Genomic DNA, 11888 nt, shown 5'->3' on the forward strand with positions numbered 1-11888 from the left:
CACCATTGTCACCATGAAAACAGCCACCTTTTGCACTCCTCTCCAGGCTTGGCAGCGGGCCCTGGACCGGGGTTTCATCCCCGATGCAGCTCAATACACAGCGGTACAGACGCTTGAAGCTCTGCACCAGACCCTGCATGACCCGTTCAGCGGCACAGAACCGGTCGGCGTTTACCTCTGGGGCCCGGTGGGTCGGGGCAAGACCTGGCTGATGGACAGTTTCCACAACAGCCTGCAAGTCCCGAGCCGACGCCAGCACTTCCACCATTTCATGCAGTGGGTGCATCGCCGCCTGTTCGAGCTGACCGGCAGCGCCGATCCTCTTGCCATCATCGCCCGGGAGCTGGCGGCCGAGGTGCGGGTATTGTGCTTTGACGAGCTGTTCATCAATGATATCGGCGACGCCAGCATCCTCGGTCGGCTATTCCTGACCATGTTCGCCGAGGGCATGATACTGGTCGCCACCTCCAACCAACCCCCGCAGCAGCTGTATGAACACGGCCACAACCGCGAACGCCTGCTGCCGGCGCTGGCCGCGATCGAGCAGCACATGCAGGTGTTCAACGTGGATGGCGGCCAGGATCACCGCTTGCATCCGGGGCATCGGCACCAGCGCTATTGGGTGCAGGACACCGAGGCCCTGGCCGGCGTGTTCGACCGAGTCTGCGAAGGCCATGCGGTCACCAGCGAACCGCTGCAGCTCAACCACCAACTGCTGCGACCGATCCGGCATTGCCCCCGCGCCATCTGGTTCAGTTTCACCGAACTGTGCGAACGCCCACTGGCCGCCAGTGACTTCATGGCGCTGTGTGACAGCTATCCCGCCATTCTGCTCGGTGACGTGCCGGCACTGAGCAGTGCCCAGCGCGAGGCCAGGATCGCCCGTGGCACCGAGGACGCGGTGGAACAGGTCGCCGCCGGCGACCGCGTGCTGCCGCCGTTATCCAGGCAGGATGACAGCGTGCGGCGGCTGATCGCGCTGGTGGATGAATGCTATGACCGGCGGGTGCCGCTGTATATCGAAGCAGCTGTGCCGCTGACCGAGCTGTACACCGAAGGCGCCCTGCTCTTCCCCTTCCGCCGCACCCTCAGCCGGTTACAGGAGATGCAGCTGGAGCGCTTTTGAGCGCAGGCGCGCTACGCCCCAACGCCATCCCGGGTTGGCGAGCCCCTGCTCGCCGACTGCGTACCGGCTGGCCACTCCGTACAAGCGTGGCGTAGACGCACCACAATTCCATCACTCAATCAAAATCGCTGGCCGAATGCCGCTCCGGTACCTGCTCGTCCAGCTCGCCCCAGGTGCGGTTGACCTTGCGGCCGCGCTGCACTGCCGGACGCTGCCCGATCTCTTCTGCCCAGCGTAGTACATGGGTATAGGTATGGGCTTCGAGGAATTCCGCCGCTTCATACACCTGGTTGGTCGCTACTCCGCCGTACCAGGGCCAGATAGCCATATCGGCAATACTGTACTGCTCACCCGCCACATAGCGATGCCTGGCCAACTGCCGATCGAGCACATCGAGCTGGCGCTTGACCTCCATGGTGTAGCGGTTGATCGGGTACTCGAACTTCTCCGGTGCGTAGGCATAGAAATGACCGAAGCCGCCGCCGAGCAGAGGTCCGCTCCCCACCTGCCAGAACAGCCAATTCAGGCATTCGGTGCGCCCGGCCATGTCCTGGGGAATGAATTGACCGAACTTCTCCGCCAGGTACAGCAGGATGGAGCCGGACTCGAACAGCCGCAGCGGCGGGTTGACGCTGGTATCCAGCATGGCCGGGATCTTCGAGTTGGGGTTGACCTCGACAAAGCCGCTACCGAACTGATCACCCTCGTTGATACGGATCAGCCAGGCATCGTACTCGGCCTCGCTGATGCCCAGCTCCAGCAGTTCCTCGAGCATGATGGTGACCTTGACGCCGTTGGGCGTGGCCAGCGAATACAGTTGCAGCGGCTGCTTGCCGCGCGGCAGCTCACGGTCGTGGGTCGGGCCGGCAATCGGGCGGTTGATGCTGGCGAACTGGCCGCCATTTTCCTTATCCCAGGTCCAGACCCGGGGTGGGGTGTAAGTGTGCTTGGTCATCATATCCTCCCATGGTGGTTCCAACTGCAGACTGCCAGTCGGAGACAGCGATAGGAAGGGATACTACCGTCTGCCCGATGGTCGTTACCAGCCCAGCACTGCCGTTGCTCTGGTGTCCAACCACAGGCATGGGCGGTAACCGGGGGCCGGAGCGATTGGCTGGTATTCATGCAAGCTTATCGATAGGCCTGACTGAATGAGGTATCGACAATCTCGCCGACTTCGAACTTCTCGGGCAAGGCCCCGGTTTCCAGCAGGAAGTCCGCGGTTTCCTGATAGTCCCTGGCGGCCTGTTCATCGATAGCCTCGACGGTCATGCCGGCCTGGCCGATCCAGTGGCGTGACACCGCCTGATCCAGATTCGCGCGCTTGGCCCAGAGATCGGCATACTCGTCCTTGTTGGCCTCGACCCAGGCCCGCGCCTGTTTCAGGCGGCCAAGGAAGTCGGCAATGGCCTCACGCTTGGGTTCGATGGAGTTGGCGTTCGCCGCAATGCTGGACAAGCCGGGCATCAGCCCCTCGGCGGTAATGATCGGCCGGGCGCCGGAAAACACGATCTGCTGGGAGATGTAGGGTTCCCAGACCGGGAAGGCATCGATACTGCCGGTCGGCAACGCGGCGGCGGCATCGATCGGCATCAGCTTGATGAAATCCACATGATCCTGCGGCAGCCCGGCCTGCTCCAGTGCGCGCAGGGTCAGCTGCTGGCTCCAGGCGCCGGGCCAGTAGGCCACTTTCTTGCCCTTGAGGTCATGGATATTCCGGGCTGGGGAATCCTTGGGCACCAGCAGCGCGATGGTCTGCAGATTCTGCCGGGAAACACCGATCAGCTTGACCGGCGCGCCCTTGGCGGCCAGGAACAGAAAACCGGAATCACCGAGAAACCCCAGATCCAGCGCGCCCGCATCCAGGCCTTCGGCTACCGGCGCGGCGGACTGGAAGTGTTTCCACTCGACCTTGTACGGCGCGCCCTCCAGCACGCCGGAGGCTTCCACCGATGCCCGCACGTTATAGTAGTTCTGGTCACCGATTCTCAATACCTGATCGGCGCCATGAACCAGTGGCGCCGCCAGCAGCAGGCCGGCCACGGCGGTACGCAACAGTTTGAATGCTTTCATCTCGACTCCTCAATAAGCCAGCCGTTCGAACAGGCTGGTGGTACGTTCACGAATGGCCGGAATCAGCTCCTTGCCGTACAGCACGGCATCGTTGAGCGGATCGAAGCCACGAATCAGAAAGGTGGAAATACCCAGTTTGTAGTATTCGCCCAGGGCATCGGCCACCTGCTCGGGCGTGCCGACCAGCGCGGTGGAGTTCCACCTGGCGCCGGTGAGCTTCGCCACCCCGGTCCATAGCCGCTGGTCGAGCACGTCGCCCTTGGCCGCCGCGGCCAGCAGACGCTGCGAGCCGACGTTTTCCGGCTGGTGATCGGCCAGCGGCAGGCCCAGGCGGATACGGTTCTCGCGCACCTGCTCGAGCACCTCGGCGGCGCGTTTCCAGGCGGCCTCTTCGGTGTCGGCGACAATCGGCCGGAAGGACACCGAGAAACGCGGGCTACGCCCCTGCGCCTCGGCAACGCTGCGCACCTTGGCAACATGCTCGGCCACCGCCGCCAAGGGTTCGCCCCAGAGCATGTAGGTGTCGGCATGCCGCGATGCCACCTCGATCGCCGCGGCGGAGGAGCCGCTGAAGTAGATCGGAATATGCGGACGCTGCACGGTGCGCACCGCTGGCGAGGCGCCCTGGAAGCGATAGAAACGCCCACTGAAGTCCACCGGCTGTTCGGCGGTCCAGATCGCTTTCAGCGCCTGCAGATATTCATCGGTGCGGGCATAGCGCTGGTCATGATCGAGGTAGTCGCCATCGCGTTGCAGATCCTCATCGCTGCCACCGCTGACCACGTTGAGCGCCAGCCGTCCACCACTGAACTGGTCGAGGGTCGCCAGTTGCCGGGCCGCCAGCGGCGGCGCAATGACGCCCGGGCGGTAAGCCAGAAGAATGCCCAGCTTCCTGGTGGCGGCCACGGCGAACGAACTGACCACCGCCCCCTCCGGCCCGTTGGAGAAATAGCCGACCAGCACCCGGTCGAATCCCGCCGCCTCGTGGGCGCGGGCAAAACCCTTGACGAAGGCGGGATCGACCGCCTCGCCCAGAGGCTGGTCGACCTCGGAGCTGGGTGAGGCGGTGATCATGCCGAGAATTTCAACACTCATGTTCTGAGCTCCCCTTGCGATGTCGATCCACAGTGTCTGCCAGCCATCATTCGATCTTCACGCCCGCCTCGGCGATCACCCCGGCCCAGCGCTGGTAATCCGCCTGGATGATGTTGGCGAACTCCTCGGGCGTGGTGTTTTCCACGCTGATGCCGTTCTCGGCAAAACGCTCGGCGGTCAACGGCGAGGCGGCGATGATGGCGATTTCCCGGCTCAGCCGTTCAATCACCGGCGCCGGCGTAGCTGCCGGTGCGACGATGCCGAACCAGCCGGAAACGACGAACCCCTCCAGCCCCGCCTCCGCGGCGGTGGGCACTTCCGGCAGCAGTGGCGAACGTTCGGCAGAGCTCAGCGCCAGCCCCCTGACCTTGCCGGCACGGATCTGCGGCGCGAGTATGGTCAGGGTATCCACCGCCACGTCCACCTGCCCGCCCAGCAGCCCGGTGATCGCCGGCGCGCTGCCGGCATAGGGAATGTGCAACAGATCAGTGCCACTCAGGTTCTTGAACAGCTCACCCGACAGGTGGCAAAGGGTGCCGTTGCCGCAGGAGGAATAGGTGATATCCCCGGGCCGGGCCTTGGCCGCGGCGATCAGCTCCTGCAGGCTGTCCACTTTCAGGTTGTCGTTCACCGCGATCACGTTGGGAATCGACGCCAGCACGCCAACCGGCGCGAAGTCCTTGAGCGGATCGAAGCGCAGGTTGGTCGCCAGGTGCGGCAGGATGGTCAGTTGCCCGGCGGTCGCCAGGGACAGCGTGTAGCCATCCGCGCTGGCCTTGGCCGCCGCCTCGGCGGCTATCGCGGTGCCGGCGCCGGGTTTGTTGTCGACCACCACCGGCTGGCCCAGAGCGGCAGACAACTGCTCGGCATAGTAGCGGCCAACGGTATCGGCGCCGCCTCCGGGTGGGAACGGCACGATAAGGGTGATCGGCTTGGTCGGCCAGTCGGCGGCCTGGACGCTGGCGGCACTGGCGAACAGCGCCACGCTGCCCAGCGCCAGGGCACGGCCCAGGGCGCCCAGGGAGAAACGGATCTTGCTCATGATCGATGTCCTCACGCCTTGCGGCGTCTCAGTCGAAGGTAATGTTGGCGGAGCGCACGACGTCACCGTACTTGTCGTAATCGCTGCGAATCTGGGTGGCGAAGGCTTCCGGCGTGGATGGCCAGGCCGTCAGCCCCTGGGTCGCCAGTTTGTCTTTCACCTGCTGGGATGCGGCAGCCTGGTTGATCTCCTGGTTGAGGCGCTCGACGATATCCGCCGGGGTAGCCGCGGCAACGGCCAGGCCAAACCAGGACGTCACTTCAAAGCCGGGATAACCCAGCTCGGCCACCGTGGGTACATCCGGCAACAGCGCCGAACGCTCCGCCGAGGCGATGGCCAGGCCACGCAGCTTGCCGCCCTGAATCTGCGGCGCGAGGATGGTCAGGGTATCCACCGCCAGATCGACATTGCCGCCCAGCACCGAGGTCACCGCCGGCGCGCTGCCGCGGAAGGGAACGTGCAGCAGTTCGGTGCCGGTCTGCTGGAGGAAATACTCACCCGCCAGGTGGATGATGGTGCCACTGCCGCTGGACGAGTAGGACAGCTCGCCGGGCTTGGCCTTGGCCAGCTCGATCAGCTCTTGCAGGCTCTGTACCGGCACCTTGTCATTGGCGGCGATCACCACGCCGGTCGAGGCCAGCAACGAGACCGGGGCGAAACTCTTGAACGGGTCGAACTTGAGGTTGTTGACGATATGCGGCAGCACGGTCAACTGGCCGGTGGGCACCAGTGACAGGGTGTAGCCGTCAGCCGGGCTATTGGCCACCAGCTCGGCAGCAATCGCGGTACCGGCGCCCGGCTTGTTTTCCACCACCACGGTTTGTCCGAGCGAGCCGCTGAGGGCATCGGCGTAGATCCGCGCCACGGTATCGGCGGCGCCACCGGGCGGGTAAGGCACGATGAAGGTAATCGGCTTGGTCGGCCAATCGCTGGCCTGGGCCGGCAACGCACCAGCCAGGGCAGAGAGAGACAGCAGCGGCAGCAGAATGCGCCGGGCGAAACGAATCAGAGACATGCTTGCTTTCCTTGTAATCGATTGCTTGAGAAAAAGCCCGACCGTCATTGGCAGTACTGTTGGCAGCCCTGAAATCAGCGAAGTGTCCGGCAGAAAATAGTGGTGTCATTCCTCGGTAAAGGCGGCCTCACGGGTACGGCGAAACGTCGGCAGCAGCATGATCACCAGCAGCCCGACGGCCAGCAGCAGCAAGGTCAGGCTCAGTGGCCGGGTGAAGAACACCGTGGCGTCGCCACGCGACAGCAGCATAGCGCGGCGCAGGTTTTCCTCCATCATCGGCCCGAGGATGAAACCCAGCAGCAGGGGCGCCGGCTCGCAGCGCAACTTGATGAACAGATAGCCCAGCACCCCGAAACCCACCGTCAGCAGCACGTCGAACAGGCTGTTGTTGACGCTGTAGACACCGATGCAGCAGAACAGCAGGATGGCTGGATAGAGCATGCGATACGGCACCGACAGCAGCTTGACCCAGATACCGATCAGCGGCAGGTTGAGCATCAGCAGCAGGACGTTACCCACCCACATGCTGACGATCACCCCCCAGAACAGTTCGGGCCGCTCGGTTATCACCTGCGGGCCGGGCACGATGCCGTGGATCATCATCGCGCCGACCATCAGCGCCATCACCGCATTCGACGGCAGGCCCATGACCAGCAGCGGAATGAAGGAGGTCTGGGCGCCGGCATTGTTGGCCGACTCCGGCCCGGCAACCCCCTCGATGGCGCCCTTGCCGAAGCGCGACGGGTCCTTGGCCAGGCGTTTCTCGACCATGTAGGAGGCGAAGGCGCTGAGCATCGCCCCGCCGCCGGGCAATATCCCCAGGATCGAGCCCAGACCGGTGCCCCTGGCGATCGGCTTCCAGGAACGCCGATAGTCGTCACGGCTGGGCAATATGCGGCCCACCTTGCTGACACTGATCTTGCGGGTTTCATCGCGCTCGAGATTGGAGATGATCTCGCCAATGCCGAAGATGCCCATGGAGATGACCACGAAGCTGATGCCATCGGCCAGCTCCGGCAAGCCGAAGGTAAAGCGCTCTTCGCCCGAATTGACGTCCACACCGATCAGGCCGAGCAGCAGCCCTAGCAGGGTCATGGCCACCGCCTTGAGCAGGTCGCCCTGGGCCAGCACCACCGCGGCGACCAGCCCCAGCAGCATCAGCGAGAAATATTCGGCCGGGCCGAACTTGAGGGCAAAGGCCGCCAGGGGGGTGGCCGCCGCCGCCACCAGCAGGATGGCGAAGCTGCCGGCGATGAAGGAGCCGATGGCGGCGATACCCAGGGCCGCGCCGGCCCTGCCCTTTCGAGCCATGGCATGGCCGTCGAGACAGGTCACCACCGATGACGACTCCCCCGGTAGATTCACCAGGATCGCCGTGGTCGAGCCGCCATACTGGGCGCCATAGTAGATACCCGAGAGCATGATCAGCGCGGCGGCCGGCGACAGGCCGTAGGTAATCGGCAGCAGCATGGCGATGGTGGCGACCGGCCCCAGGCCCGGCAATACCCCTACAAGGGTGCCGAGGGTCACGCCGATCAGGCAGTAGAGCAGATTGTTCCAGGTCAGCGCCGCCTCGACGCCTATCGCCAGATTCGCCAGCAGTTCCATGCGAGAGGCCCCTTATACCGGCAGGACGGGCAAGTGCAGGCCCAGTCCATAAGCGAAAACCAGCACACCGAAACAGGCCAGCGCCGCGCTGATGCCGGCCAGTTCGCCAAGGTGCGTCTTGCGCCGGGCATAACCGCTGATGACGGTCATCACCACGGTGGCCAACAGCAATCCGAGGCTGGGCACCAGCAGGGCAAAGGCCACGACGCTGCCGCCGATGAACAGCGCCGGACGGATGCGGAACAGATCGCCGACCTCCTCGCGCTCCGCACGCGAGAAACTCAGGCTGCGCAACAACACCAGCAGCCCGAGCAGAGCCAGGCAGACGCCTACCAGCGTCGGGAAATAGCCGGCGCCCATGCGCATGGCGGTACCCAGCGGGTAACCCGCCGCGATCCATGCGCCACCGGCGCCAATCAGAATGAACAGCCCACCGGCGACGGCGTCGTGGGGCTTATGCAGACTGATATTCACGGGCTTTCCTCCGGGCATCGATCTTGGCGCGGGTCAGCGGAATCAGCTCGCGGCCATAATCCACGGCATCATTGAGTGGATCGAAACCACGGATCAGAAAGGTGGTCACCCCCAGGTCGTAATAGGCCAGGAAGGCATCGGCAACCTGTTCCGGCGTGCCGACCAGCGCGGTGGAGTTGTGGCTGCCGCCGACCAGCGCGGCGATACCGGTCCACAGGCAGCTGTCCACCCGCTCACCCCTGGCCACGGTTTCCAGCAGGCGCTGGGCGCCGACGCTTTCGCTCTTCTTCGGCAGCACCTGCCCGGCGTTCTCGATACGCTGGCGAGCCGCCCGCAGGATGCCCTCGGCCTTGGCCCAGGCCGCCGCCTCGGTGTCGGCGATGATCGGCCGGAACGACACGCTGAACTGCACCTCGCGACCATGCCGGGCGGCTTCGGCGCGTACCCTGGCAATGGTCTCCGCGGTCTGCTCCAGCGACTCGCCCCACAGCGCGAACACATCCGCATGCTTGCCCGCCACGCGCAGGGCCGCCGGCGAGGAGCCTCCGAAGAACACCGGGATATGCGGCTGCTGGATCGGCTTGATGGCCGAACCGGCACCCTCTGCGCGGTAGATCGCGCCCTGATGATCGAAGGGCTGGTCGCTGGTCCAGACCCTTTTCAGGATGTCGATGAACTCATCGGTGCGCGCGTAACGCTGGTCATGGTCGAGATAGTCGCCGTCCTTGCGCTGCTCGGCATCGCTGCCGCCGCTGATGATGTGCACCGCCAGACGGCCGTCGAGCAGATGATCCAGGGTCGCCAGCTTGCGCGCCGCCAGGGTTGGGGCAACGAATCCGGGGCGATGGGCCAGCAGGAATTTGATCTTCGATGTGGCCAGCCCCGCCAGCGCCACCACCAGGAAGCCGTCCGGCTGATCGGACCAGTAGCCCACCAGCACCCGGTCGAAACCGGCTTCTTCATGGGCCTGGGCAAACCGGCGGATATACTGCTTGTCGAAAATGCTGCCCCTAGGCTCGATGGTTTCCGAGGTCTCGCGGTGCCCGATCATGCCAATGAACTGAATACTCATGTCACACAACTCCTCTGCCGGAATGGGATGCGGGCTCGGCCGCTTGGGCAAAAACCGCCTTGCCGCTGTTGATCAGCAAGGTGTCGTCCTGCGGGGTATGGATACGGCTGCACAATACGTCGCGGTAGTGGCGCTCCAGGGCGTTGCGCCGGCTGAGGCCGGGATTGCCACTGGCCTGCACCGCCAGCTCGACCGTCTGGATGGCCTGATTGGTTACCAGGAACTTGACCTGCCCCGCTCGCTCGGGCGCTACCCGCCCCTGGGACGCCGATTCCAGCAACAGCTGGCTGGAAAACAGCAGGCTGTCGATCCGCCCGACGATCTCCTGGAAACGTGGCAGGCTGGCCAGCGCGGCCCCCAGGTTGGCCGGTTTCCTGTCCTGCAACCAGTTGACGAACCAGTCCCTGGCCGCCCGGGCAACACCGTCATAGACGCTGGAAATCAGTACCGCCATCCATAGCTGGGCCTCGGCATCCAGCTCCGGCCGATGCGCGCTCCAGGGGCTGACGTTGACCGCGTGATCCAGTGGCACCAACACATCGTCGAAACGGATCTCGTGGCTGCAGGTGGCGCGCATGCCCAGATGGTCCCAGTCCTCGATGATGCGGATGCCGGGGCTGTCCTTGTGCACCAGCCAGGCGCCGACCAGCGGATCGGCATCATCGCTGCGGGCCCAGACCAGATACCAGGTAAGGCCATAGCTGCCGGTGGAGTAGATCTTGCTGCCGGACAGGCGCCAGCCTTCATCGGTTCGCCGTGCCAGCATGGCGGGCAGGCCGCCACGGGCGGGAGTGCCGAGATCCGGCTCGACTCGCAGGGCATTGACCAGCGCGCCGTTGCGCACCGCGTCCAGCGAGACGCGCTCGCGCAGGTGGGCGGGCCAGTGGGGACTGCTGTGCAGACGGCCATGCTGCATGTATTGCATGACCAGAATCAGGGCGGTGGAAGGCTCGCCGTAGGCGACTTCACCAATCACCCGCGCCGCATCGGCCAGGGAACCGCCAAGGCCGCCATAGGCCTTGGGCACCGTCAGGCCCAGCAGCCCCTGCTGATGCAACACGGCGAAATTGTCCCAGGGAAAGGCCGCGCTGCGATCGAGGGCCTCGGCGCCGGCCTGGAAGGTGCGCTTCAGGCCGGCCAGCGCCTCGGCGGCCTGGGCCTGATCCAGCCAATCGACCGGTGGCAGGGCGGACGAAAGCGAGTCCGCATGGTGGGTTGCGTAAGACATGGGGGTAGGCTCTTTCCTTAACCGTCTGCTCGTGATGCCACGTTGAGATAGAAGGTTATTCTTATAAAATAAGCACAGGAAAGACTTTTTAGTTATATGCTAATTATTAATTATTTTGATCAAAATATTATTCAATATGCAAAATTAACATATTACAAATACCCGCCCCAGCCAACCCCGCTACTGCCGCAGCCGCTTGGCCACGATACTGCTGAACAATTCCACCGGGCCCTGCAGATTGCCGATGAAGCGTGGCTGGATCAGCCAGAGGTCGATCAGCGGCTTGAAGTCCGCCACGTTGATGATGTCCAGCTCATCACGGTGCTGGCTGTTGTGCAGCAGCGGCTCGGGCACCAGCCCGAGGCCCAGACCATTGGCGACCAGACCCAGCTGCAGTTCGGTGCCGAAGGTCTCCAGATTCAGCTGAAACGCCAGCCCCTGCTCGGCCAGCGCCCGCTGCAGCCCGGCACGAAAGCCGCAGCCGTCGGGATTCAGCACCCAGCCCTGGGCGTGACAGTCGGCCAGCTTGCTCTGCTTGCGCCTGATACTGCCCCTGGCCGCGACGACCAGCAGCTTCATCCGCGACAGGGACTGGCCCTGGATGCCCTCGGGGAATATCTTGCCGGCCGGGAACAGCGCACAGCCAGCATCCAGCTCGCCGAGTTCGATCTTGCTCAGCAGCGTGCTGCCCCAGCCGTTGGAGACCTGGGTTTGCAGGGCGGGATAGGTTTCCTTGAGCTGTTGCAGGGCATCGAGCAACACCATGTCGCCAATGGTCTGCGGCACGCCAAGGCGCAGCATGCCGGTCGGTTCGCCGCCACTGGCCACCAGTTCGCCCAGCGCCCCCACTTCGCGCAGGATGATGCGGCATTGCTCGTAGACCCGCATGCCAATGGCCGTGGGCTTGAGTGGTTTGGTTTGCCGATCGAAGAGCGTCGCGCCGAGGGTCTCTTCGAAATTCTGCACGCGCCGGGTGATGGCCGGCTGGGTCAGTTGCATGGATTCGGCGGCCTGACTGATCGACTGGCTGCGCATGACCGCGACGAAGGCGGCTATATCATCTATTTTCATCATGTAATTGCATATTAGCTTATAAGAAAAATGTTCTTAAAGAATAATAAAAACCTTGCTAGGTTAATAGGAAAATCCTGTTCG

General features: G+C 64.0%; 11 protein-coding genes. 1 reads left to right on the forward strand and 10 read right to left on the reverse strand.

The features are described 5' to 3' along the window. The first annotated feature begins 13 nt into the window (after nucleotides 1–13). A complete protein-coding gene (zapE, locus tag CQ007_RS14325; protein WP_105646517.1) occupies nucleotides 14–1126 on the forward strand; it encodes a cell division protein ZapE in 1113 nt (370 codons plus the stop codon). Nucleotides 1127–1241: 115 nt separating this feature from the next. Here the strand turns inward: zapE and yghU are convergent, their stop codons facing one another. The 10 genes from yghU to CQ007_RS14375 form a co-directional block, all read right to left on the reverse strand. Next, nucleotides 1242–2081, reverse strand: a complete 840-nt coding sequence (gene yghU, locus CQ007_RS14330; protein ID WP_105646573.1) for a glutathione-dependent disulfide-bond oxidoreductase — start codon at nucleotides 2079–2081, stop codon at nucleotides 1242–1244. A 176-nt stretch (nucleotides 2082–2257) separates the two neighbouring features. After that, nucleotides 2258–3199, reverse strand: coding sequence for an ABC transporter substrate-binding protein (locus tag CQ007_RS14335; RefSeq protein WP_105646518.1), 942 nt, complete (start codon nucleotides 3197–3199; stop codon nucleotides 2258–2260). A 9-nt stretch (nucleotides 3200–3208) separates the two neighbouring features. Further along, complete coding sequence (locus tag CQ007_RS14340; RefSeq protein WP_105646519.1) at nucleotides 3209–4273, reverse strand: LLM class flavin-dependent oxidoreductase; 1065 nt, start codon at nucleotides 4271–4273, stop codon at nucleotides 3209–3211. Nucleotides 4274–4340: 67 nt separating this feature from the next. After that, on the reverse strand, nucleotides 4341–5336 hold the full coding sequence (locus tag CQ007_RS14345; RefSeq protein ID WP_105646520.1) for a tripartite tricarboxylate transporter substrate binding protein: 996 nt from the start codon (nucleotides 5334–5336) through the stop codon (nucleotides 4341–4343). 28 nt (nucleotides 5337–5364) lie between these two features. Then, nucleotides 5365–6351: a tripartite tricarboxylate transporter substrate binding protein gene (locus CQ007_RS14350; RefSeq protein ID WP_105646521.1), complete on the reverse strand. Its 987-nt coding sequence runs from the start codon at nucleotides 6349–6351 to the stop codon at nucleotides 5365–5367. Between the two features lie 105 nt (nucleotides 6352–6456). Then, entirely contained in the window at nucleotides 6457–7959 is a 1503-nt protein-coding gene (locus tag CQ007_RS14355) for a tripartite tricarboxylate transporter permease (protein WP_105646522.1), read from the reverse strand. A 12-nt stretch (nucleotides 7960–7971) separates the two neighbouring features. After that, nucleotides 7972–8433 carry a tripartite tricarboxylate transporter TctB family protein gene (locus CQ007_RS14360; RefSeq protein ID WP_256582297.1) on the reverse strand — a complete coding sequence of 154 codons (462 nt, stop codon included), beginning with the start codon at nucleotides 8431–8433 and terminating at the stop codon, nucleotides 7972–7974. Further along, a complete protein-coding gene (locus CQ007_RS14365; protein ID WP_105646524.1) occupies nucleotides 8414–9505 on the reverse strand; it encodes an LLM class flavin-dependent oxidoreductase in 1092 nt (363 codons plus the stop codon). Before CQ007_RS14365 ends, CQ007_RS14360 begins: the two co-directional genes overlap by 20 nt. A gap of 1 nt (nucleotide 9506) precedes the next feature. After that, nucleotides 9507–10733, reverse strand: coding sequence for an acyl-CoA dehydrogenase family protein (locus CQ007_RS14370; protein WP_105646525.1), 1227 nt, complete (start codon nucleotides 10731–10733; stop codon nucleotides 9507–9509). A 180-nt stretch (nucleotides 10734–10913) separates the two neighbouring features. Beyond that, entirely contained in the window at nucleotides 10914–11804 is an 891-nt protein-coding gene (locus CQ007_RS14375) for a LysR family transcriptional regulator (protein ID WP_105646526.1), read from the reverse strand. Between the last annotated feature and the right edge of the window lie 84 nt (nucleotides 11805–11888).

This window comes from Pseudomonas sp. MYb185, from assembly GCF_002979975.1.
Classification (GTDB): Bacteria; Pseudomonadota; Gammaproteobacteria; order Pseudomonadales; family Pseudomonadaceae; genus Halopseudomonas.